Annotated in this window: 18 protein-coding genes and 1 riboswitch; of the genes, 1 reads left to right on the top strand and 17 read right to left on the bottom strand. The window is 35.2% G+C overall.

Annotated elements, in window-relative coordinates; all coding sequences use genetic code 11:
* Positions 1–28: 28 nt before the first annotated feature.
* The 3 genes from cls to BKP56_RS08315 form a co-directional block, all read right to left on the bottom strand.
* A complete protein-coding gene (gene cls, locus BKP56_RS08325) occupies positions 29–1,483 on the bottom strand; it encodes a cardiolipin synthase (RefSeq protein ID WP_072694636.1) in 1,455 nt (484 codons plus the stop codon).
* Between the two features lie 228 nt (positions 1,484–1,711).
* A complete protein-coding gene (gene thiT, locus BKP56_RS08320) occupies positions 1,712–2,281 on the bottom strand; it encodes an energy-coupled thiamine transporter ThiT (protein WP_072694635.1) in 570 nt (189 codons plus the stop codon).
* Positions 2,282–2,368: 87 nt separating this feature from the next.
* A riboswitch (TPP riboswitch) is annotated at positions 2,369–2,475 on the bottom strand.
* 28 nt (positions 2,476–2,503) lie between these two features.
* A complete protein-coding gene (locus BKP56_RS08315; RefSeq protein WP_072694634.1) occupies positions 2,504–4,183 on the bottom strand; it encodes a ribonuclease J in 1,680 nt (559 codons plus the stop codon).
* A gap of 206 nt (positions 4,184–4,389) precedes the next feature.
* Between BKP56_RS08315 and BKP56_RS08310 the strand changes: the two genes are divergently transcribed.
* Positions 4,390–5,394 carry a biotin--[acetyl-CoA-carboxylase] ligase gene (locus BKP56_RS08310; protein ID WP_072694633.1) on the top strand — a complete coding sequence of 335 codons (1,005 nt, stop codon included), beginning with the start codon at positions 4,390–4,392 and terminating at the stop codon, positions 5,392–5,394.
* 62 nt (positions 5,395–5,456) lie between these two features.
* Here the strand turns inward: BKP56_RS08310 and pnp are convergent, their stop codons facing one another.
* The 14 genes from pnp to BKP56_RS08240 form a co-directional block, all read right to left on the bottom strand.
* Positions 5,457–7,586, bottom strand: coding sequence for a polyribonucleotide nucleotidyltransferase (gene pnp / locus BKP56_RS08305; protein ID WP_072694632.1), 2,130 nt, complete (start codon positions 7,584–7,586; stop codon positions 5,457–5,459).
* A gap of 562 nt (positions 7,587–8,148) precedes the next feature.
* A complete protein-coding gene (rpsO, locus tag BKP56_RS08300) occupies positions 8,149–8,418 on the bottom strand; it encodes a 30S ribosomal protein S15 (protein ID WP_072694631.1) in 270 nt (89 codons plus the stop codon).
* 168 nt (positions 8,419–8,586) lie between these two features.
* Positions 8,587–9,213 (bottom strand): orotate phosphoribosyltransferase, encoded by a 627-nt coding sequence (gene pyrE / locus BKP56_RS08295; protein ID WP_072694630.1) that lies wholly within the window; start codon positions 9,211–9,213, stop codon positions 8,587–8,589.
* Position 9,214: 1 nt separating this feature from the next.
* Positions 9,215–9,925 carry an orotidine-5'-phosphate decarboxylase gene (gene pyrF / locus BKP56_RS08290; protein WP_072694629.1) on the bottom strand — a complete coding sequence of 237 codons (711 nt, stop codon included), beginning with the start codon at positions 9,923–9,925 and terminating at the stop codon, positions 9,215–9,217.
* Positions 9,918–10,844 carry a dihydroorotate dehydrogenase gene (locus BKP56_RS08285; protein ID WP_072694628.1) on the bottom strand — a complete coding sequence of 309 codons (927 nt, stop codon included), beginning with the start codon at positions 10,842–10,844 and terminating at the stop codon, positions 9,918–9,920. Before BKP56_RS08285 ends, pyrF begins: the two co-directional genes overlap by 8 nt.
* A 27-nt stretch (positions 10,845–10,871) precedes the next feature.
* Positions 10,872–14,054 (bottom strand): carbamoyl-phosphate synthase large subunit, encoded by a 3,183-nt coding sequence (gene carB / locus BKP56_RS08280; protein ID WP_072694627.1) that lies wholly within the window; start codon positions 14,052–14,054, stop codon positions 10,872–10,874.
* Complete coding sequence (locus tag BKP56_RS08275; protein WP_072694626.1) at positions 14,047–15,138, bottom strand: carbamoyl phosphate synthase small subunit; 1,092 nt, start codon at positions 15,136–15,138, stop codon at positions 14,047–14,049. Before BKP56_RS08275 ends, carB begins: the two co-directional genes overlap by 8 nt.
* Positions 15,139–16,416, bottom strand: a complete 1,278-nt coding sequence (locus BKP56_RS08270; RefSeq protein ID WP_072694625.1) for a dihydroorotase — start codon at positions 16,414–16,416, stop codon at positions 15,139–15,141.
* A gap of 17 nt (positions 16,417–16,433) precedes the next feature.
* Positions 16,434–17,348 (bottom strand): aspartate carbamoyltransferase catalytic subunit, encoded by a 915-nt coding sequence (locus BKP56_RS08265; protein WP_072694624.1) that lies wholly within the window; start codon positions 17,346–17,348, stop codon positions 16,434–16,436.
* A gap of 210 nt (positions 17,349–17,558) precedes the next feature.
* Positions 17,559–18,104 (bottom strand): bifunctional pyr operon transcriptional regulator/uracil phosphoribosyltransferase PyrR, encoded by a 546-nt coding sequence (gene pyrR, locus BKP56_RS08260; protein WP_072694623.1) that lies wholly within the window; start codon positions 18,102–18,104, stop codon positions 17,559–17,561.
* Positions 18,105–18,427: 323 nt separating this feature from the next.
* The gene (gene uvrB, locus BKP56_RS08255) at positions 18,428–20,413 is read right to left on the bottom strand and encodes an excinuclease ABC subunit UvrB (protein WP_072694622.1); all 1,986 of its coding nucleotides are present in this window, start codon (positions 20,411–20,413) and stop codon (positions 18,428–18,430) included.
* A gap of 125 nt (positions 20,414–20,538) precedes the next feature.
* Positions 20,539–20,790, bottom strand: coding sequence for a 30S ribosomal protein S20 (gene rpsT, locus BKP56_RS08250; RefSeq protein WP_072694621.1), 252 nt, complete (start codon positions 20,788–20,790; stop codon positions 20,539–20,541).
* A gap of 167 nt (positions 20,791–20,957) precedes the next feature.
* On the bottom strand, positions 20,958–22,007 hold the full coding sequence (gene holA / locus BKP56_RS08245; protein ID WP_072694620.1) for a DNA polymerase III subunit delta: 1,050 nt from the start codon (positions 22,005–22,007) through the stop codon (positions 20,958–20,960).
* A 19-nt stretch (positions 22,008–22,026) separates the two neighbouring features.
* Entirely contained in the window at positions 22,027–24,396 is a 2,370-nt protein-coding gene (locus tag BKP56_RS08240) for a DNA internalization-related competence protein ComEC/Rec2 (protein WP_072694619.1), read from the bottom strand.

The raw sequence follows: 24,396 nt of genomic DNA, 5'->3' as shown, positions 1-24,396 counted from the left end.
CAGATTTGGCGTTTTTTTATTTATTAGCTTATAATATAGGAGAAAATAATCGACTGAATTGCTGTTTGAATAATTCCCATTTTGAATAGTTTTTTATAATATCTTCAGTAAGTAAGTAAGATACTTCTATGTCCTTTTTAAAAATTTCAACTTGTTGCTTCGCTAGTATTCTATCATACATAAAAGTATTCACTTCAAAGTTCAACTTAAAACTCCTAATGTCAAAATTTGCAGTTCCAACTGACAATATTTCTCCATCGATCACAATTGTTTTAGCATGAATAAACCCGGCATCATAAATGTATACCTCAACCCCATTATTAACCATTTCCTCTGCATAACTCAGAGTTGCACGATATATAAAAGGATGATCAGGTTTATTAGGGATCATAAGCTTAACGTCAATCCCTGACAAACTTGCAATTTTTAACGTCTCCATTAGAGCTTCATCTGGAATAAAGTATGGAGTTTGAATATAAACAGAGTGTTTTGCCATACTTATCATTTTAAGAAATCCTTTTTTAATAGCATGAACTTCATTATCTGGACCACTAGAGACAATCTGAAGATCTGTTGTACCTACAAATGAGGAAACTGGGAAATAGCTCTCTTTATAACGAACCGTCTGATTCTTGACAGAAGCATTCCAATCCATCAAAAACCTTGTCTGAAGAGGCAGTACTCCATTCCCTTTTATTCTAAGATGCGTATCCCTCCAATAACCCATCTTTTCATAAAGTCCTAAATAGTCATCTCCAACATTAAAACCGCCTGTATAACCAATTTTCCCATCTATAACTACAATTTTGCGGTGATTGCGGTAGTTTAATCTGAAATTCAAGATATGCAACCTTGCTCCAAAGAAAGGTTCAACTTGTCCTCCAAGAGATTTCAGATGATCAAAAAAATGTGCGCCCACTACTCTAGCGCCAATCGGATCATAGAGAACCTTTACTTCTACCCCATTTTCAGCACGCTCTTCTAATGCGTTCAACAAACGAGTTCCGATTCCATCAGCTTTAAAAATATAATAGGTTACATGTATATGATGTTTAGCTTTATTAATATCTTTAATCAATTTATCAAATTTTTCTTTTCCATCAGTTATGATATCTACTTTGTTCCCTTTAGTTAAAATTGATTCATTACTTTCCAGAAAAAGAGAGACTAATTCTAATGTAGTATCCAAATGTTCGGTTTCTAGTAAAGCAAGATTTTCTGTTTCAATCAATTGCTTTTGAGCTTCAACAAGCTGATTCATTCCAATTCTTTTCTGAGAACGAATATCGAAAATATTTTCTTTAGAAATTTTTCTTCCTAAAAATAAATAGATGATGAATCCAACTCCTGGTAACATTGTAATAACCAGCAGCCATGCCCATATAGCTGCAATATCCCGTTCTCTTTCTCTAAATACGGTAAATAACGCTAACCCAGAATTAATAAAAATAAAAAGCCAAAAAACTATTCTAATAATCTCCATCTCTATCTCCTTATTACTTTCGTCTCAAAACGACGCACAACTTGTTGTAAAATCAATTATTTTTGAGTTTCTCATCTAGTGTACACTATAGCTAGTTTACTCGTCCACTTATATTTTCAGTTCTTTTCATATTCCATATTCTTAATATAATGACTATGTAAAATATTTTGAAAAATGATAAAACAGCCTCTATTATTTAGAGACTGTTTTATCATTTTTTTGTTTTTTTTACTTCTTAATTTTCGGAACAAACATCGACGGTGCTCGGTTAAATAATAAAATTAGTACTACTACTGTGACAGCAATAGTGGAAAGCATGCTGGCCCCATTAAACAATAAAGAAAATGTTATAGGATCCAATCCCCATACTGCATAATCTCCAAAAAAGAATACTCCCGCTACAAAATGCCAGAACCAGCGAGCTAATGAACCAATAAACGTTGTTATGATAAGATATTTTTTAGCTGTTTGTGTTGATTGATCTTTTATACTTTGAATAATTTTTTTACTATAATATCCAGCAAATCCAACAGATGTAAATGCGATCGTATACTCAATAATAAATTGATATATATTCAATATATAAGCTGTTCCAGCTACTACATGTAAGATTCCCCATAAAAACCCAGCAAATAACCCAGGTAATGTTCCTCTTCTAACAGCAAAAAATGTTAATGGAATAGTTCCTAGAGATATACTGAATGACGAACCGATCCCTACTGGAATCAATGACAAAATCATTGCTATAGCTGCAAACAGTGTCCCTTCTAAATAAACTCTTAACTTTTCGTTCTGCATAAAAAAATTCCTCCTATAGTGTCTATATATACTAGAGGAGGAGTCAATTGAGTTAATCACAGCAAAAAAGTATACTCTATACTTATATACCGAATTTAGGTACTCTCCCTACGCACGTACGAACGTACAGGTTCAAAGGGTCTAGACTTATAGTCTACTCTCAGCCAATTCAATCGGCTCCCCTAGTACAATATAGTTAATTATGAAGACTCAATCAATCACTTAACTGAATCGACGGTTTTGGTTCACTTCCATTATAACAGGTAAAATGATCGGACGTCTACGAGTTTTTTTAAATAAGTGATTTCCTAATTCTTCTCGAATATCTTGTTTGATAGATCCCCAATCAAAATCATTATGTTCCAAATTTTTACGAACAACTTGTTTTACAATATCATTCGATTCATTGATCAGATCTTGACTCTCTTTGACAAATACAAATCCTCTTGTCACAATGTGTGGACCCGAAACAACCGTCCTTTTCTTTCTATCAATTGTTACGACAGCTACAAAGATTCCGTCTTCTGAAAGTAATCTACGATCTCTCAGCACAATATTTCCAATATCACCGATTCCGATTCCATCAATTAAAGTATTGTCAGCAGAGACTTGTCCAGTCTGGTTCATTTTACCATTTTGATAGTTCAAAACATCACCATTGCTTAAAATGAAAATATTTGAATTCGATATGCCAGTTTCATTAGCAAGATCTGCATGTGCTGCTAGCATACGATATTCTCCTTGAATCGGAATAAAGTACTCTGGTCTAAGCAGATTAATCATAAGTTGCAAATCATTTGGTGTAGCATGACCGGAAGCTTTCATATTATCAGATATATGTTTTACAGTTGCTCCTGCCCGGTATATTAGGTTTTCTGTTTCAGCAACTGTTACTTCCATTGAAATAGAAGGACTCGTTGCAATAAAGATAAGATCTCCAGATTTAATATTTACTTGACCATGATTTCCAGTAGCCATACGATTTAAAGTTTTGATTGGTTCTCCAGAAGCTCCTGTTTCAAGGACTAAAATTTGTTCATCATCATACTGGTCTATTTTATCCACAGGCACAATCAGATTTTCATCTGGTAGATTCAACTTGTCAAGTTTGATAGCTGTTTCAATGATTGCTTCTAAATTACGACCAGTTATAAATACTTTTCTGCCTGAGTCTTGAGCTGCATTTAATATTTGTTGAATACGTAAGATATTACTTGCTACTGCTGCTACAATAATACGGCTGCTTGTATCTTGAAAAATATCCAATACTTCTTCTTGAACTTTCTTTTCAGAAACGTTTTCTGATGTACTTTCTGCTTCATTTGAATCACTTAATAGAGCAAGCACACCTTCTTTGCCAATCTCAGAAATCTGAGAAAAGTCTGTACGATAGCTGTCACTTGCACTTTGGTCAAATTTAAAGTTTCCAGTATAAACAATGTTTCCTTCATCTGTTTTAACAGATATACCCATTGAATCTGGAATGGTGTGAGTTGTTCTAAAAAACTTCACCAAATTTCCATGAAAATCTATCTCAGTGTGCTCATCAATAACATGATAATCATCAAATTTTGTACCAAGATTGGTCTCTTTAACCATAAGTTTTGCCAAGGCAATCGTCAATTCTGATCCGAATACAGGTGCATTAAATGTATTTAAAAAATATGGTAATGCGCCTATTGCATCTTCATGACCGTGAGATAAGAAAACTCCAGCTATACGATCTTTATTTTCAAGCAAATAGCTAAAGTCTGGAATAACTGCATCAATTCCATATAAATCATCTTCTGGATACATTAATCCACAATCTAGAACAAACAAGTCCTCTCCTGATTCTACTACATATAAATTCTTTCCGTTTTCTCTTACTCCTCCAAAAGGAATAATCTTAATATTACTCAAATTTTTCACCTCTAAAAGTTGATTTACGTATAATTCAATTTATTTTTATTATTCTTGCAATAATTCATAATACATCCGTTCAATCTACACTACTTTAAGTATAGCATAGAAATTCAGTATTTCCTACTGGTAGAAAGTCGACTTTTGTTCTTTAGAACTGTATACTAATTAATTGATGGAACTGATTTTAAGAAAGGTGTGCTACTGTGAATGTAATCGAAATGAAAACACTACTATTAGATCATCTAAATAAAGTGTATCCTCAAAGCGAAACAATCCAAATTCTGATGTCGCTTATTTCTTCAGATCAGGACATCCTAATTCAATTAGTAACAGAGTTATTACTAGAAGATAAAATGCCTTTAGTACGAATGCAGCAAGAAATTAGACTGCTCTATCCTATTTTGTCTATACCCGCAGTGCAATCAGGGTTAAAAACTCATTCATTAGGAAAACCGACACTTTTATTTCAAACAATTTCTTCTACAAATGATTATTTAAAAAATAATCTAAACTCTTTAGACAACGGAACTCTTATCTTGGCACATAAACAAAGTTTTGCCAGAGGTCGCTTAGGTAGAACTTGGTCTTCTCCTGCTGGAAACACGATTTCTATGAGTCTTTTACTGAAACCCGAAAAAAACAATTTTAACTACTCGCTATTAACTCAATTAGCTGCGGCAGCTTTAATTAAAGCATTAACTTTTCATAATACCATTGCTGAAATCAAGTGGCCAAATGACATAGTTGTGAATCGTAAAAAGGTGGCTGGTATATTAACGGAAACTGAATATTCCGGCAACACACTTGAAGGGATTATTCTCGGCATCGGAATTAATACCAATTTGGATGAATCTGATATTCCACTTGATATAAGAGAGAAAGCGACTTCGTTAAAATCAGTTATAGGTCCTGTTGATCCAAATTCGCTTGTTTCGAGATTTTTAAACGAATTCGAACGACTTTTTGATGGTTGGATTACCACCTGGGATACGAAGCCATTTTTAGAAATCTGTCGTAACCATTCTGCATTAATTGGAGGCGAATACTGGATTGAAGAAAATAGAGGTATAAAATCTTCAAAAAGAAAAGCTAAAATTGAAACGATCAATGACACAGGTTTTCTTGTTGTAACTTATCTTGATACTTTCGAAAAAGCAACTTTAACTTCAACAAATTATTCGATTCGTGCAGATAATACCTACATTTGATCACCATTTACAATTATAAATAAAGAGCAACCCCGATTCGGGATTGCTCTTTATTTGAATGATCATTTAGAATCATTGTCTGATTCTGACTTGGCTGCTTCTAAGACAGCTTTTCTAGATAAGTTAACTCGGCCCATTTTATCGACCTCAGTAACTTTAACTTTTAATACATCACCAACAGAAATAACATCTTCTACATTTTTGATATATTTATCAGAGAGTTCAGATACATGCACTAAACCATCTTTTCCTTTAATGATTTCAACAAATGCGCCAAATTTTTCAATTCGTTTGACAGTTCCGTTGTAAATTTTTCCAACTTCTACTTCTTCAGTCAATTCTTCAATAATTTCAATTGCACGTTTTATACCATTAGCATCTTGACCATAAATTGAAACGTTTCCTTCTTCATCGATATCAATCTTTACACCAGTTTCAGCAATTATTCCATTGATAGTGTCTCCACCTTTACCAATAACAACTTTAATCTGTTCAGGTTTAATTCTGATTGATTCGATTTTAGGAGCATATTCACTTAATTCTGTACGAGGATTAGAGATTGCAGCTTCCAGATTGTCAAGAATCTCTAAACGAGCTTTCTTTGCAGAAGTTAATGCTTCTTCTAAAATTTCTTTAGTGATTCCTTCAATCTTAATATCCATCTGCAGAGCAGTAATACCTTCTCTTGTGCCGGCAACTTTAAAGTCCATATCTCCAAGGTGGTCTTCTAGCCCTTGAATATCAGTAAGAACTGTGTAATCGTCCCCTTCCATGACTAATCCCATTGCAATACCGCCAACTGGGGCTTTAATCGGTACGCCTGCATCCATCAATGCTAATGTTCCAGCACAGATACTCGCTTGTGATGAAGAACCGTTAGATTCAAGTACTTCTGCTACAAGACGAATTGTATAAGGGAAATCTTCCTCGCTTGGAATAACTTGGGCTAAAGCTCTTTCACCCAATGCACCGTGACCAATTTCGCGACGGCCTGGACCTCTTACAGGACCAGTACTTCCAACTGAAAATTGCGGGAAGTTATAGTGATGAATGAATCGTTTTCTGTCTTCGCTACCTAGACCGTCAATAATCTGATATTCATTTAAAGGTGCTAATGTAGCAACTGACAATGCTTGTGTCTGTCCACGAGTAAACAAACCTGAACCATGGACTCTTGGCAAAATTGAAACTTCTGACTCAAGTGATCTTATCTCATCGACTTTACGTCCATCAGGTCTGACGTTTTCTTGAGTGATCAAACGACGTACTTCATCTTTTTCCATATCAGAAGCGATTGCTTTGACATCTTTCATTATGCTTTCTTTATCTTCATGATCTTCAAGTTTTTCTGCATAAGTGTTGATAATTTCTTCTTTTACAGCTTCTGTTTGTTCTGCGCGTTCTTGTTTGTCGAAAATTTGGATAGCGGCTTTCATTTTATCATTAAATACAGTTTTAATTTCCTGTTTCAGTTCTTGATCAGGAACTGAAAGAATAATTTCCATTTTATCTTGTCCAATTTCTTCAACAATCTTTTCTTGAAAAGCTACTAATTCTTTAATCGCTTCATGACCGAAAAGTAAAGCTTCAAGCATATCTTCTTCTGATACTTGTTCTGCTCCACTTTCAACCATATTGATTGCATGTTTTGTACCTGCCACAGTAAGATGAATATCTGAAACAAGGTTTTGTTCCACTGTTGGATTGATAATCAATTCTCCATTGACACGACCTACATTGACGCCGGCAATTGGTCCGTTGAACGGGATATTTGAAATGCTCAAAGCCAAAGAAGAGCCTAGCATTGCTGTCATTTCCGGAGAATTATCAGGATCTACAGACATAACTGTATTCGTAATCTGTACTTCATTACGAAATCCTTCAGCAAACATTGGACGAAGAGGCCTATCAATCAGGCGTGCCGTTAATGTTGCATTCTCTGAAGGTCTTCCTTCTCTTTTGATGAATCCTCCAGGAATTTTACCTACCGAGTACATTTTTTCTTCGTAACTGACCATTAGTGGGAAAAAGTCACGATCACTTGCATGGCTACTTGCTACTGCTGCAGTTAATACCACCGTGTCTTCATATCTTAGTAAAGCAGCTCCATTGGCTTGTTTAGCCATCTGACCGATTTCAGCCGTTAATGTTCTGCCTCCAATTTCCGTTGTGAATATTTTTTTCTCTGACATCATTTTCTCCTTTAAGTGTGATTTTAACAGGAAGTCCGTTCTACTAAACAAATGTCATTTTTTAATTTTTATAAAAAATCACATTTGCATAGTAGAGAATTGAATCTTCCTGCAGATTTACTTTTGTATTTAAGCGATGACTACGCTTGACCTAGTACAACTAGCACGATAAGCCTTCTTCCCTTTGGTTAGAGGCATAAAGGATTTGTAACTTACTGCGTTCGACCAACTCCGTCAACTCGCTTCGCTTCGAACGGTTTAAGTTCGGTTACTACGCTCCGCTTTCGCTACGCCTACTACTATGCCCGTTATCTCGCTTCGCTTCGAACGGTCCAAGTTCGGTTACTACGCTCCGCTTTCGCTGCGCCTACTACTATGCCCGTAATCTCGCTTCGCTTCGAACGGTCATAGCAAAGAAAGCGAGATTCAAAAGAATCCCGCTTTTTATTATACATAAAATCCAGCATATAAATCCAGATTTGCTATTTAGATTTATTCAGGCTTTTGTACCAGACCCGCAATCCATCTAAGTAATAACTAAGCGGTTTATATAGCCTTTATATTAACGACGTAAACCTAGTCGTTGGATTAATTCACGGTAACGAGTAATATCTTTATTGCGAAGATATGCTAACAAGTTACGACGGTGACCAATTTTTTTCATTAGTCCACGCATAGAATGAAAATCTTTTTTGTGTACTCGTGCATGTTCATTCAATTCATTAATATCAGCTGTTAAAACAGCGATTTGAACTTCTGGAGAACCTGTATCTCCTTCATGACGAGCATATTCAGCCATAATTCTTGTTTTTTCTTCTTTACTTACTGCCATTTTACTACACCTCTTCCTCATTTTTTGAATCCGATTACTGAGACAACGCTGGTGAAACATCTATCCAAGTAATGGTCTGTGTCTATCAAGTAGAAGTCCACAATAAAAGTAGACTTTATCTAATAGCACTTTACAAATAATACAGTACATCTCTATAAAAATCAAGTATCAGCGCCAACTTTTCGGATCGTTTTTCCACTCGTTTAAACGATTTATATCCTCGTTTTTTATCACTCCGGCTTGTAGAGCAACTTCGACAAGATCCGTATAGTTCGTAATTGTTTTAAGATCTACTTGTAGTTCATTAAATGCATAAAAACTAATCGGCAACTCATAAGTAAATATTGCGGCAACGCCTAATACGTGAGCACCTTCTTTTTCCGCTTCTTGCAATGCATTGATGACACTGCTTCCGGTGGATATCAGGTCTTCAATAATGACCATTTTTGCTCCAGGTTCAAATATACCTTCAATTTGTTTCCCTTTACCATGCTGTTTTGCCGAACTTCTAATATATACCATGGGAAGATTCATTTCTTGTGCAATCCAAGCTGCATGGGGAATACCAGCAGTAGCTGTACCAGCAATCACTTGTACTTGAGGATAATATTCTTTTATAAGTTTTACAAATGCTTTAATCACTTTACTTCTAACTTCAGGAAAACTCATTGTAATACGATTATCGCAATAAATAGGACTTTTCAGTCCGCTTGTCCAAGTGAATGGGTCATTAGGTTGTACAGACACTGCGCCTATATTCAGTAATTCTCTAGAAATTTCAATTGATTCACTCATTTCATTCTCCATTCCATTGTTTTAAGATTTTTAAATACATATTAACCGGATCTTTTGATTGAGTTATGGTACGACCCACAACAATCTGAGAGGCTCCTAGTTTTCGAGCTTCAATTGGTGTAGCAATTCTTTTCTGATCATTATTTTTATCTTGTTTCAAACGAATACCTGGAGTAACACGTAAAAAAGATTCACCAAGCTTTTTCTTTACTTTTTCTGCTTCTAACGCTGAGCACACAATACCATCCATTCCAGATTCACTTGCCAATCTAGCATAGTTCAATACACTTTCCTCGATTGAACTATTTATCTTTTGTTCCTGTTTAATCATTTCTTCTGTAGTACTAGTCAGTTGGGTAACAGCTATAAGAGTAGGTGTTTTTCTACCCTTTTGAGTACCTGATATTAGACCGTCTTTGGCTGACTCCATCATTTTTCTACCACCAGCTGCATGTAAATTAATCATATCTACACCCATTCCGGCAATTCCTGCCATAGCTTTTTTAACCGTAGTAGGAATATCATGCAATTTAATATCTAAGAATATATCATGTCCATTATTTTTTAAAGTATATAAAATTTGTGGTCCATGTTGATAAAACAATTCCATACCGACTTTTAAATTTAACTTTTTATTTGGAAAATAATTTAAAAATGCCATAACTTCTTCTAATGTAGAAAAGTCTAGAGCAATAATCGGTTCTTTATCCATTCTTTCTCGCCTCTTTCACTTCTGCGATAAGACTTTCAATTGAGTCAATTTCCAATTCATTCAATCGGGCTGGCAGTTCTTCTATAATTTGATTCATGACAAGCGGATTTTTATATGTTGCAGTACCGATAGCCACTGCGGATGCGCCAGCTAGAAACATTTGAATAACGTCATCTGTTGACTGAATCCCGCCCATTCCAATAATTGGTAGATCCACTGCTTGAGAAACTTGATAGACCATACGCACAGCTATCGGAAAGATACTTTCTCCAGATAATCCACCAGTCATATTTCCTAATACTGGTTTTCTAGTCTTAACATCAAAATTCATACTCAACACCGTATTAATGAGGCTGATTCCGTCAGCACCACCAGCTTCAGCTGCTTTTGCAATTGAAACAATATCTGTAACGTTAGGAGTTAGTTTGACATATATTGGCACTTTTGCTATTTTTTTTACTTTTTCAGTAATTAATCTAACCATTTCAGGATCAGTCCCAAAAGTAAGACCACCTTCCTTGACATTAGGACAGGAAACATTAATTTCCAAAGCAGAAATGACATCAGACTGATTCAACTTCTTAGTCACTGTAACGAATTCTTCTACAGTTTCTCCAGCAACACTTGCTATGATCGGTGTCTGATAGTGTGTTAACTTAGATAGTTTCTCAGTCAGAACTTTGTCGACTCCAGGATTTTTCAGTCCAACAGCATTGAGTACACCATTTTTTAGTGAAAAGAATTTAGGATCTTCATTTCCAACTCTGGCTCTTTCAGTAGTCGATTTTAATACAATAGCACCCAATTTGTTATAATCATATAAATCATGGTACATATCACCAAAACCGAAAGTTCCGCTTGCTGGCATAACTGGATTTTCCATTTTCAGACCAGGTAAATTTACCGATAATTGTTTCATTTCATTTCCTCCGTTTGTTATTTGATTTTATAATGTGATCGTTGAAAATGATTTTGATTCTAGAACACTCAAAATCGCCGATACCGTATCTAATGATGTCATCAACGGAATCCCTTTTTCAACCGAAGCTTTCCGAATGTAAAAACCGTCATTGATAGCTTCAACATTTTTACCCATCGTATTGATAACTAAATCGACCTGATTCATCTGTATAAGATCCATAACATTTTTTTCTTCACTAAATGAATGATTTGCAAGTGTTGACTGAACATTTATATCTTCTTCTTTTAAAGCTTTTGCAGTGCCCGATGTTGCGATCAGTGAATATCCGATTTCATTGAATCGTTTAGCTAGTTCAATTCCTTCTGCTTTGTCCTCATCTGTCAGCGTAAGCAGAACTTTTCCATGGTCTGGTAAATGCATATTGCTGGCTTCAAATGCTTTATAAAGTGCTTTTTCTAATGTACGATCACTACCCATGACTTCTCCAGTTGATTTCATTTCCGGACCAAGCGTAGCATCTACTTTATGAAGTTTAGAAAAACTGAATACTGGTGCTTTGACATGGACTGTTTCTGGAACCTTGTGAAGTCCGCTTTCATACCCCTGCTCTTTCAATGATTGTCCTAAAATAATTTTTGTAGCTACCTGAGCCATCGAGATATTTGTTACTTTACTTAAGAACGGGACAGTCCTGCTGGCCCTTGGATTGACCTCAATAACGTAGACCACTTCTTCATGAATTACAAACTGGATATTCATGAGCCCAATACAGTATAAGCCTACGCTTAATTTTTTTGTATAATCTACAATTGTATTTATTATTTGAGCGGATAAGTTTTGAGGCGGATAGACAGCCATCGAATCACCAGAATGAACTCCTGATCGTTCAATATGTTCCATGATTCCAGGTATCAATACAGATTCACCATCACAGATTGCATCCACTTCAACTTCTTTACCAACAAGATAACGGTCAATTAAAACAGGATGTTCTGCTGAAAGTTTAACTGCACTATTCATATAAACTGTTAAATCTTTAGCATTATCTACAATCTGCATACCTCGTCCACCCAGAACATAACTTGGTCTTACTAGCACTGGATAGCCTATTGATTCAGCGATACTTAAGGCTTCCTTCTCTGTATGTGCTGTATTGCCCTTAGGCTGAGGGATTGAGAGTTCTTGTAAAGCTTTCTCAAAAAGATTTCTGTTTTCTGCTCTGTCGAGATCCTTTACTGTCGTTCCTAAGATTTTCACGCCCAGTTTTTCCAATGGCTCTGCTAAATTGATTGCAGTCTGACCACCGAACTGTACGATAACACCGAGAGGATTTTCAAGTTTGATGACGTTCATAACGTCTTCGACAGTCAACGGTTCAAAATACAACTTATCTGAAATAGAGAAATCGGTTGAGACTGTTTCGGGGTTATTGTTCATAATGATTGCTTCATACCCTAATTGCTGAATTGCTTTGACTGAATGGACGGTAGCATAATCAAATTCTACCCCTTGTCCGATTCTGATTGGTCCTGATCCTAAGACAAGGATAGATTCCTTTTCAGTTACAATACTTTCTTGTTCTTCTTCATAGGTGCTATAAAAATAGGGCGTTGCAGAATCAAATTCTGCTGCACAGGTATCTACGGTTTTATAGACAGGAGTGATCTCTTTTTCTTCTCTATACTGCGAAACCTTTTGCCCATCAGTTGCCCAAAGTTTTGCGATAATCTGATCTGAGAATCCATATTGTTTAGCATAACGTAACTGATCTTCATCGAAAGCTGATGCCTGCAGCATCTGTTCTATTTCTACTATATGCAATAATTTGTCCAAGAAGAATAAATCAATCTTGGTCAATTGTGCTAGTTCTTCAATTGGATATTTCCTTCGTATGGCTTCGGTTAAATAAAATAGTCTATCGTCTTCTGCTTTAACGATTTTATCGATCAGTACATCATCACTGACTTCTTTACATTCTTCCAATTCAATATGATCGATGCCAATTTCGAGTGAACGCACAGCTTTCATCAGACTCTCTTCAATCGTTCGCCCAATAGCCATGACTTCTCCTGTAGCTTTCATTTGAGTAGTCAGTCTTCTGTCTCCTGTCTCGAATTTGTCAAACGGCCATCTGGGAATCTTAGCGACAACGTAGTCTAAAGTGGGTTCAAACTGTGCATAGGTTGTTTCTGTGACCGGATTCTTCATTTCATCCAGTGTTAGTCCGACTGCTATTTTAGCAGCTAGTTTCGCAATCGGATAACCGGTTGCTTTGCTCGCTAATGCAGAGGAACGACTTACTCTCGGATTAACTTCAATAATATAGTAGTTAAAACTATGGGGATCTAAAGCAAGTTGAACGTTACAGCCTCCTTCGATCTCAAGTGCGCGAATGATTTTCAATGAGGCATCTCTGAGCATTTGATACTCTTTGTCCGTTAAGGTCTGACTAGGTGCTAGCACGATTGAATCCCCGGTATGTATACCGACAGGGTCAAAATTTTCCATATTACATACGACCATTGCATTGTCATTACGATCGCGCATCACTTCGTATTCTATTTCTTTATAACCAGCGATACTTCTTTCGATCAGACACTGATGTACTGGAGATAACTTCAAACCGTTTGCAACGATTTCTCTTAATTCTTCTTCGTTGTCGCATAATCCCCCACCAGTACCACCCATAGTAAACGCCGGACGAACGATAAGAGGATAACCAATATCATTTGCGAATGAAACAGCTTCATCAATTGTATGAACAATTTCACTGTCAGGTACTGGTTCATTCAGTTCACGCATTAAAGATCTGAATAAATCTCTATCTTCTGCCTTATTGATTGCAGATAACTTAGTTCCTAGTAATTCAATGTTCAACTCTTCTAATATGCCGCTGTTATCCAACTCTATCGCCATATTCAAACCCATTTGACCACCTAAAGTGGGTAAGATGGCATCTGGATTTTCTTTTCTCAAAATTTTAGAAACGAATTCCAGCGTTAAAGGTTCAAGATAAACTTTATCTGCTACTTCTCTATCCGTCATAATCGTTGCAGGGTTAGAATTGACTAGCAGAACTTCATAACCTTCTTCTTTAAGCGCTAAACATGCCTGCGTTCCTGCGTAGTCAAATTCTGCTGCTTGCCCAATAATAATTGGACCTGATCCTATTACTAATATTTTTTTAATATCTTTTCTTTTAGGCATAATCGTTCCCTACTTTCCATGAATCCATTAATTCAGTAAATTGATCAAACAAGTCAGCGGCATCATGGGGACCTGGTGCGGCATCTGGGTGATACTGCACACTGAATACCGGATAATGACGATGTCTTAATCCTTCAACTGTATGATCATTGATTTCTATATGCGTTACTCTAAGTTGCTCAGTATCTATAGAATCGGCTGCTACTGCATATCCGTGATTCTGGGAAGTAAATGCAATTTTACCTGTAGCAATTTCTTTCACAGGATGATTAAATCCTCTATGTCCAAAATTCATTTTATAGGTCTTAGCTCCATTCGCCAGCGCAATCAGCTGATGTCCTAAGCAAATGCCGAATATAGGAACTTTTCGTTGTAGATTTTGAATCATTTTCAGTACTTGAGGCAAATTAGTTGGATCTCCTGGTCCATTTGTCAACATAACCCCATCTGGATTCAGATTAAGGATTGTTTCCACTTTTGTATTATATGGAAGAACCGTCACATGACAGTCTCTTTTATTCAATTCATGTAATATGCTATGTTTAAGTCCAAAGTCGATTACCACTACTTTACGACCATTCTGCGGACTGACATAAGGTCTTGTTGTTGAAACTTGTGCAACTTGATCCGATCTAAGTGTGGTTTTTCTAAGTCTCTCAAGGTTCTCTTCTATCAAATCTGTATCATTTGTCAGCATAGCTTTCATAGCGCCATGTTCTCTAATAACTTTAGTGAGCCTTCTGGTGTCTACCCCCGTTAAACCGGGTATATCTTTTTCTTTTAAAAATTCATCTAAATTCATTCGGCTGCGCCAGTTAGAAGGAATTCTTGCATATTCCTTTACAATGACAGCTTTAGTTGTCGGAAAAATTGATTCATAATCATCACGATTGATACCAGCATTTCCTACAAGCGGAAAGGTAAACGTCAAAATTTGACCGTTGTATGACTGATCTGTAATGGATTCCTGATACCCCGTCATACCAGTATTAAATACGACTTCTCCGATTGTTTCTTTTTCCGATCCAAATCCATATCCTTTAAACACATTTCCATCTTCTAAAATCAATATTCTTTTCTGCACTTAATTTTCCTCCTGATAGACGACTTGACCATCTACTATTGTGAAGTAGGTATCTCCATAAACTTTCCATCCGATAAAAGGTGTATTAGAAGACTTAGAGTGCAACATTTCTTTTGAAATTTCTTTTTCATTTTGTAAATCAAAACATGCCAGATCAGCAGGTGCCCCAATTTCGAGCCTACCAGTTTTCATGTTGAAGATTTCAGCTGGTTTGAGCGTTAACCATTTCACTAACTGATCTAAAGTTACTTTTCCCGGTATAACTAAGTTAGTGTAGAGTAATGAAAAAGCTGTCTCGCTTCCGATTATTCCAAAAGGTGAACCAATCATTGATCCTTGTTTTTCTTCATCACTATGTGGGGCATGGTCAGTCGCAATCATATCGATTGTCCCGTCTAGTAGTCCTTCCAGTAAAGCTTCCTGATCTGCCCTGCTTCTTAAAGGAGGATTCATTTTAAACAAGCTATTATCAGAAAGGATATCTTCTTCTGACAGTAATAAATGATGCGGTGTAACTTCTGCTGTAACCTTGATCCCCGCTTTTTTAGCATCTCTGATTATTCTCACACTTTCTTTAGCGGAAACGTGGCAGATATGATAATGCACGCCAGTAGCTTCTGCCAGCAGAACATCTCTTGCAATCTGAGTGGATTCTGTCAATTGAGACATGCCTGGCAAATTAAGTTCTTTATTCCTTTTGCCTTCGTGCATGACTCCATTATCAAACAGTAACGAGTCATCTTCTGTGTGTGCAACAATCGAAATATTATTTTGAGCTGCTTCCTTCATAGCTAGATACATGGTCGCTGCTGTCTGCACTCCAACACCGTCATTTGTGAATGCAAAAGCCCCTGCATTAATCAATGCTTTTTGATCCGTTAATCGATCACTTGTCAGCAGTTCTGTAATCGGAGCATACTGTTTAACTTTTACCTTTGCGTTTTTTGAAATCAAGCTTTTTATATTCTGCATTTTTTCTACACTGTCTGGAGCTGGATTGACATTGGGCATTGCGCAAATTGTAGTAAATCCACCTCTTGCAGCTGCTGCAGTTCCGGTTTCAATCGTTTCTTTATATTCAAATCCAGGCTCTCTTAAATGAACATGTACATCAATCAGACCAGGTGTAACCAATTTCCCTTTTACATCTATAACATCTTCAACTGAAACGCTCAAATCCGTTCCTATTGCTGTGATTTTTTTGTTTGTTATCAAAATATCTTTTAGTAAAGTTTCATTATCTCCAGTTAGTCTTGCATTTTTTATTAAAAATTCCATCTATTTCCTCCTATGGATCAATTTAAAATAGAATCAATTATAGCCATTCTGGCGTAAACACCATTTTCCATTTGTGTAAATATTCTTGACCTTCTGCTTTCTACTAGTTCAGAAGCTATTTCTACACCTCTATTTACTGGAGCGGGATGCATGATAATAGACTTCTCTTTCATCATTTGTTCTCGCTCAAAAGTTAATCCATACTGTTTGAGATATTCTTTTTTTGAAAAACCATTTTTTTCTCCATTATGTCTTTCATGCTGTACTCTGAGCAACATCATAACGTCTACTTTACCGACTAGTTCATCCATATTTTCATAAGTGCCGTAGTTTTCAAACGAAGATTCCATCCACTCTTTTGGGCCCGTATAATAGATCTCAGCACCTAATCTATTTAAAATCTGCACATTACTTTTAGCCACTCTAGAATGCGAAAGATCTCCCGCAACTGCAATCTTCAAATTCTTAAATGCACCAAATTCTTCGTATATTGTCATTAAATCTAATAATGACTGACTGGGGTGCTGATTTGTTCCGTCGCCGGCATTTATAATCGAACTCGATAGATTCGGACTACCAATCAGTTCTTTGTAAAAATCTTCTTGGTTGTGTCTAATCACAATCAGGTTTACTCCAATCGATTGAAGTGTCATTACAGTGTCATATAAACTTTCTCCTTTTTGAATACTGCTAGTAGCCGGTTGAAAATCCATTACTTGCATACCAAGTTTTCTTTCTGCCATCTCAAAGCTTTTGTGAGTTCTGGTACTATCTTCAAAAAAACAATTGATTGCATAACGCTCAGAAAGCTTATTGCAGTTTTTCCCGTTTTTGTACTGCAGTGCTTTTTCGATCAGACGATAGATTTCTTTATTATTTAAATTATTTAGTGTAGTGAAATGTCTGACTAACTGTTGAGTAACATTTTTCAAGTCAATATCCTCCTTATACTATTATGGTTTTTATAAAAAAGACCTCATGTCAGAGAGACATCAGGTCTAAGGAGTATGTAAACAAACGTTGTAGTATGAGCGAATCTAATAATCAAATAGAAAATATTTAATTAACGACCCTTTCATATTATCAAGTTGTTTCCTTAGTGACCTTCAGTGTCTCTCTGGACAACATTTAAAGTTCACATTTTATTTAGTTGGTTTCAGGATAGTTACAGTATCTTTTCCATCAACTTCTGTTAACGATACTTGAATTGATTCTTCTTTAGAAGTTGGAATGTTTTTGCCTACAAAATCAGCTCTGATCGGAAGCTCTCTATGCCCACGATCGATCAGGACGGCTAAATAGATTTTTTTAGGCCTTCCATTGTCTATAACAGCATCTAAAGCAGCTCTAATCGTTCTTCCCGTATAAAGAACATCATCTATAATCACTACTTTTTTGCCTTCAACCATTGTTACAATGGTTGGAGTCAGATTTGAACTATGATGATCGGTCTTTTGGTCATCTCTGTAGTTAGAAATATCTAATTCAGTAACATCTACTGTCTCACCTTCCAATTGTTCAATTCTTTCTGCGATTCTCTGAGCGAGATAAACCCCTCTTGTTTTAATACCAACTAACACTAAGTCTTTGATTCCTTTATTCTTTTCAATAATTTCATAAGTAATTCTAGTTAAAGCACGTTTTATCGCGACTTCGTTAATGACTTCGATTTCCTCATTCTTTTTCATAAATATTCCCCCAAAATCTTTTAATCTTTAATTCTAAAGTTAATTTATCCAGCTGAATTAAAGGACCTATAAATATACAAAAAGCCCTCTTATCCATGCAAGAATAAGAGAGCTTCCTAAAATATTCATTAGGGTTAGGGGTGTTTTGAAATACATTTTCCCACTAATAATTTCCTGGAGTCTACTGACTATAATATATAAATCAGTTCTATTCCAAGAAATTTCTGCTCCTTATTAGCCTCACTGGACTACTTGTTAAAGGATGTCTATTAACTTTAAATATACTCTACAGTTCTATTATTAAAAAGTCAATACAGATTATATTATTTAGAAAATTTAGTTTTAATTTCCATCACAACATCACGTAGCTGGGCAGCTCTTTCAAAATCAAGTTCTTTAGCTGCTTGCTTCATTTCAAGTTCCATTGTTTCAATCAATTGTCTACGTTCTTCTCTAGATAATTTCTTCACAGTATCTTCTGATAATTCTTCTCCATCTTCTACAACTGTAGAGATCTGAATAAGATCTCTTACTTCTTTCTTGATCGTCATAGGTGTAATTCCATGTACTTTGTTGTACTCTTCCTGAATTTCACGTCTACGTTCCGTTTCCTCGATAGCATTATTCATTGAGTCCGTACGCCTATCGGCGTACATAATCACTCGACCATTTTCATTACGTGCAGCACGGCCCATTGTTTGAATCAAAGAACGTGTACTTCTTAGAAACCCTTCTTTATCTGCATCTAATATGGCAACCAATGAAACTTCCGGAACATCTAAACCTTCACGAAGTAAGTTGATGCCAATTAAAACATCAAACTTTCCGACCCGAAGATCCCTAATTATTTGGGTTCTTTCCAAAGTTTTAATATCACTATGAAGATATTGAACCTTTATTCCGACTTCTTTGAGATAATCAGTCAGATCTTCTGACATCTTTTTAGTTAAGGTTGTAATAAACACTCGTTCATTTCTTTCGACTCTTAAATTGACTTCCTCAATCAAATCATCAATCTGGCCTTTAATGGGGCGTACCTCGATAATAGGGTCTAATAATCCTGTAGGTCTAATGATTTGTTGTACCACTTGTGAAGCTCGTTCCATTTCATAATCTGCTGGTGTTGCAGAGATATAAGTGATCTGGGGTACTCTTTCTTCAAACTCTTCAAGTCTTAATGGTCTGTTATCCAATGCACTAGGTAGTCTAAATCCATGATCTACCAGTTGCTGTTTTCTTGCGCGGTCTCCATTATACATTCCCCGTATCTGAGGCATAGTGATATGAGATTCGTCTACGATGAATAGTGAATCATCTGGAAAAAAGTCTAAAAGAGTATAAGGAGCTTCTCCAGGTTTTCTACCATCCATATGCCTAGAATAATTCTCAATACCAGAGCAGTATCCCATTTCCATCAGCATTTCAATATCATAATTCGTTCTCTGATCCAGTCTTTGTTCTTCAAGTAATTTATTATCTTCTTTTAGTTCATTTAATCGGCTATTCAACTCTGTTTTTATTGACTCAATTGCTGATCTGGTTTGCTCATCGTTAGAAACAAAGTGAGTAGCCGGAAAAACTGCAACATGTGAAAGATCAGCTTTCACTTCTCCAGTTAAAACATCAACTTCTCTAATTCGGTCGATCTCATCTCCAAAAAACTCTACTCGGATTGCTTCACTTTCTCTTGACGCCAAAAAGATTTCGACAATGTCTCCTCTTGCTCGAAATCTTCCCCTTTGAAAATCTATATCATTTCTTTCAAATTGCATGTCTACTAATCTTCTTAATACTGCATCTCTACTAATTTCCATCCCTGCTCTTAAAGATAAAACATGATCTCTATAGTCCTCAGGATTAACAAGTCCATAAATGCAGGAAACGGAAGCGACTACAATAACGTCTCTTCTTTCAAGTAATGAGCTAGTAGCAGAGTGACGTAATTTATCAATTTCATCATTGATTGAGGCATCTTTTTCAATAAATGTATCAGTTGAAGGAACATATGCTTCTGGCTGATAGTAATCATAGTAACTAACAAAGTATTCTACAGCATTTTCAGGAAAAAATTCTTTAAATTCAGAATACAATTGTCCAGCTAGAGTTTTATTGTGTGCAATAACTAACGTTGGCTTATTTACTTCTTGAATAACATTAGACATTGTAAAAGTTTTTCCGGTCCCGGTAGCGCCTAAAAGAACTTGTTCCTTTTGCCCTTCTTTGATTCCTCTTACAAGGTTCTTGATGGCTTCTGGTTGGTCTCCACTTGGCTGGTACACTGAATTCAATTGAAATTTATTTTCAGACATTGACGTGCTCCTTTCAAAAACTAAACATACATTCGTATATTATCATACCATAAAAGTGCAAAAAAAAGCTCTTCCTTTTGACTTTAGTCAAAAAGGAAGAACTCTTTTTTTATTCTATAAATCCATTATCCTAATTTGCTAGATAAACGTGATTTGTCGCGAGCAGCTTTATTTTTGTGAATCAAGCCTTTTGATGCTGCTTGATCGATAGCTTTAGCAGCTACTTTGTATAATTCAGCTGAATTATCTTGTCCGTTTTCAACGGCAGTTAAATATCTTTTCTTAGCACTACGCATAGCAGATACTTGCCCAACGTTATTTGCATTTTTTTTAACATCTTGACGTTGACGTTTGATAGCCTGTACCATATTTGGCATTTTGAAAACACTCCTTTGTATGAATTTCTTTAAATCCAGTAAACTCATTATAAATAAGTTTTAAAGTACTTATTCTGTGAATTTTTACCTTCTCTATTCAGTTGATTTTCAACATTCTCCATTGTACATGATTACTAAAACATTTGCAATATTACAATCATGAAAGTTTAAGAGTTCTTTTGTAATTTGGGATTCTGATCAGTAAATTTTAATATAAAAAGTTCAACTTGCATTTCAGGATTTACCTGACCGGATTTTATTAGAAAATCAGCATCAATTAATTGGTGGTGTGCTTTTGATAATATTCCTTGTTCAAACATTCTTTCTTTCTGTAATGCAAGCTTGACTCTAAATGGATGAACTTTTAAAATTTTGGCAATATCTGCTTGCTGATAACCTTTTTTCTTTAATATTTTCACTTGTAATAGTAATCGAAATTGTCCTATCATTAAGGCTATTATCTTGATTGGATCTTCTTTCTGTGTTAAAAGATCCTGGTATAGTTCAATAGACTGTTGTGCTTTTTTGTTCAAAACTAAATCATTCAATTCAAAAATATTCTGTTCGAGTGTTTTAGGAACTAACTGCCGAACAGTTGATAACTTAATGTTTCTATCTTCTTGATGAAAAATCATTAGTTTCTCTAATTCTTTCATACTTTTGGATAAATTTCGATCAGTTAAAATCAGTAATTCATCAAGCGCTGCAGGCTCAATAGAGAACTGTTTGATTTTACAACTCTCTTGAACAAATGATTTAATATCTGTTTCATTTACTGGATCCACATTCAGTATCTCAGCCTGTTTTAGAAGTGCTTTAGTCATTTTTTTTCTTTTGTCTAGCTTTTCGTAAGGAGCAAAAAATACTAATATTGTAAATTCCGAAGGATTCAATAAATACTGTTCCAAGTAATCAATATCATGATCAGGACCGTTGGATAATGTTTTTCCTGTCAAAAAATAAGGATTCTGGATAAGAATAAGTCTTTGACTGCCAAAAAATGGAAAAGTTTCTGCTTCTTGAAGTGCTGCATCGATTGTACTTTCTTTCATATCAAATTGACCAAAATTAAAGTCTGATACATCTTCTCCAAGAACTGAATCCATTAAAGCAACTTTTACTTTCTCGCTCAGATATTGTTCTGTACCTACAACCAAATAAATTAAAGAATGTTTTCCTTGTTTTATTTTTTTTAGTTGTTTATCTAATTCACTCATGTAGAACTCCTAACTAATTTCAATTTTCTTTATCTTTAATTTTAGTGATCATATCTTCCAGTATATTATTTGTAAAAGGAACAGGAGTATATTGGTACGATACTGCACCTTGTTGATCCGTACGATAAATTTTTATATTTTTTTCTTTTAATCGTTCTATTATTTTTTGGTTAGGATGTCCATATAAATTGTTTTTACCGCTCGATATCCATCCAATTTCAGGAGTCAATTGTTCGAGAAAAGCTACTTGTGTAGAACTTTTACTTCCATGATGCCCTATTTTTAATACATCCGTTTTCAATTGTGGATAATGCTCCATAAGTATATCTTCTCCAGCTGATTCTAGATCACCAGTAAACAGCCATTTTTTATTACCAATTATCCCATATAATACTAAGGACTCATTATTTTTGCTTTTTTTTAATCCAGGTTCAGGTGGATTAAAGGGATACAAAATATACATATTAGGACCTGCTTTATTCGTTTTAGAATAATCAACAGATTCTATATTAATATTTTCCCTAACAAATAAAGGCCACAATTTTTTTAAAGCTAGATCAAAAAACGTTTCTTTTGAGGCAACAATTTCATTTATCTCTATTTCACTAATAATATCTTCTAGTGCTCCTACATGATCTGTATCAGCATGTGTAAGAATCATTTGATCTAATTCTTTAATACCAAAGGCCTTTAAAGATGGAACAACAACATCGCTGCCAATCGAATATGGTGACTCTGGTTCTTCCCACTCTTCAATTTCCTTCCACTGAGAAAGCCCCCCTGTATCTATGAGATAATTTCCTTTTCCCCATGGCTCTTTAATCAGGAAAGCATCACCTTGTCCAATATCAAGCATCACTACTTTTCCTGTTGGAGAATATTTTTCAGACAGCAATCCTATAAAAATGAATGCAGTCCCAATTATAAATATACTGAATAATCTAAGGTTCTTATAAGTGTCTAAGTATAAAAACACCAGCAGTATCCCACAACAAATCAGTATCATACCTATAACAGAAAGTCTTCCAGTAACAAAAGTAAAAGGATATAAAGAACTGATTTTTTCTACTAGATCTTCAAGTAATAATATAATTTTATCCGAAAATATCACCGATAACTTAATATGAAATAACCCATATAGCATCATTTTGAGGACAAAAATAAAAACCAGTAATGGTAAAAGAAACAATGAAAATAAAGGGATAAATATTAAATTCAATATAATAACAATCCATGAAAATTCATAAAAATGATAACTTAAGACAGGGATACTCGCAAGTGATATCAAAAAACTTAAACATATCGATGTTTTGATTCGAGATAAGTTTTTAATCCAATTTTGTTTACTTAGTATAATCATAACACAGCTTAGTAGATAGCTGAGCTGAAATCCAACAGCATAAATTTGATACGGATTAATCAACAAAGCTAATATAATGGTAAGTGACCAATTATCTAAAGAAATTGTTTTTCTTTTAAGTAGCCTGTGCCCTAAAGAAAACATCGCCTGAATAATAGCTCGGAAGACACTTACTTTGAATCCTGCAAAAATTCCATACACAGGCAGAATGAAAAATAGAACTATGGCTGTAGTCTCTTTTGTCACTCCTGCTCTCAATAAACATCTTTCAATCATTACAATCAGAAACTGAATATGTAATCCAGAAATACTCAGCAAATGTATAATCCCTAAAGCTCGATAATTTTCTAAATTTGAATCAGAAAGCTCTCTCTTATCGGAAAATAGTAAAGCTTTTAGATAGCTACCTGTCACTCCTCCTATCCCTTTATCAATCTGATTGAAAAGCTCTGCTCTCAAGTGATCGATCTTATAACTTAAAGAGATTTCTTTAATTCCTTTTTGACTTTCTATTTTTTCAGCATTTAATTTCCAGAATATCTCTTCATGCATCAAGAAATCTTTATAACTGAATTGCCGGAAATTAACAGCATCTTCAGGTTTTTCTAATACTCCATGTATCTTTAAAACTCTTGATACCCCATTCTCTTCAAAATAATCTTTTTCTTCTTCTGAAGAAAGTTTATAGGTAATGATTACTTCTTCATTATCATCTTTTCTATTAATTACTGATCCTGTAAAACGTAAAAACTGTCCATCTATTTCTACTGTTGTTGGCTTAACAACAACAGTAAAATTTTCCCGAGTTTCTATTATTGTCGATTCTAATCTATGTGGCCTGACTAAAGTTACCGTTATTAAAAAGAGACCTGTCATCAAAGAGACGATTATGATAGGTTTGTTTCGGGTAGTGAATATTCTAAAAAGAAGCACACCAGTCAATAAAATTGTTAATAGCGAAAATCCTTCTAAAACTACTATAACACTCGCTAGAGATAATAGAGCTGGGAAAAGGTAATACCCTTTCAA

The sequence above is a fragment of the Marinilactibacillus sp. 15R genome (genome assembly GCF_001895285.1).
GTDB lineage: Bacteria > Bacillota > Bacilli > Lactobacillales > Carnobacteriaceae_A > Marinilactibacillus > Marinilactibacillus piezotolerans.
This window is presented reverse-complemented; position numbering and strand designations above follow the sequence as displayed.

What these genes read in the sequence shown, in the direction of transcription:
- BKP56_RS08270 (WP_072694625.1), bottom strand. Translation starts at nt 16,416, where the DNA reads ATGGAATTTTTAATAAAAAATGCAAGACTAACTGGAGATAATGAAACT.
- uvrB (WP_072694622.1), bottom strand. Translation starts at nt 20,413, where the DNA reads ATGTCTGAAAATAAATTTCAATTGAATTCAGTGTACCAGCCAAGTGGA.
- holA (WP_072694620.1), bottom strand. Translation starts at nt 22,007, where the DNA reads ATGAGTGAATTAGATAAACAACTAAAAAAAATAAAACAAGGAAAACAT.
- rpsT (WP_072694621.1), bottom strand. Translation starts at nt 20,790, where the DNA reads ATGCCAAATATGGTACAGGCTATCAAACGTCAACGTCAAGATGTTAAA.
- cls (WP_072694636.1), bottom strand. Translation starts at nt 1,483, where the DNA reads ATGGAGATTATTAGAATAGTTTTTTGGCTTTTTATTTTTATTAATTCT.
- thiT (WP_072694635.1), bottom strand. Translation starts at nt 2,281, where the DNA reads ATGCAGAACGAAAAGTTAAGAGTTTATTTAGAAGGGACACTGTTTGCA.
- BKP56_RS08285 (WP_072694628.1), bottom strand. Translation starts at nt 10,844, where the DNA reads ATGAAACAATTATCGGTAAATTTACCTGGTCTGAAAATGGAAAATCCA.
- pnp (WP_072694632.1), bottom strand. Translation starts at nt 7,586, where the DNA reads ATGTCAGAGAAAAAAATATTCACAACGGAAATTGGAGGCAGAACATTA.
- pyrF (WP_072694629.1), bottom strand. Translation starts at nt 9,925, where the DNA reads ATGGATAAAGAACCGATTATTGCTCTAGACTTTTCTACATTAGAAGAA.
- pyrR (WP_072694623.1), bottom strand. Translation starts at nt 18,104, where the DNA reads ATGAAAAAGAATGAGGAAATCGAAGTCATTAACGAAGTCGCGATAAAA.
- rpsO (WP_072694631.1), bottom strand. Translation starts at nt 8,418, where the DNA reads ATGGCAGTAAGTAAAGAAGAAAAAACAAGAATTATGGCTGAATATGCT.
- pyrE (WP_072694630.1), bottom strand. Translation starts at nt 9,213, where the DNA reads ATGAGTGAATCAATTGAAATTTCTAGAGAATTACTGAATATAGGCGCA.
- carB (WP_072694627.1), bottom strand. Translation starts at nt 14,054, where the DNA reads ATGCCTAAAAGAAAAGATATTAAAAAAATATTAGTAATAGGATCAGGT.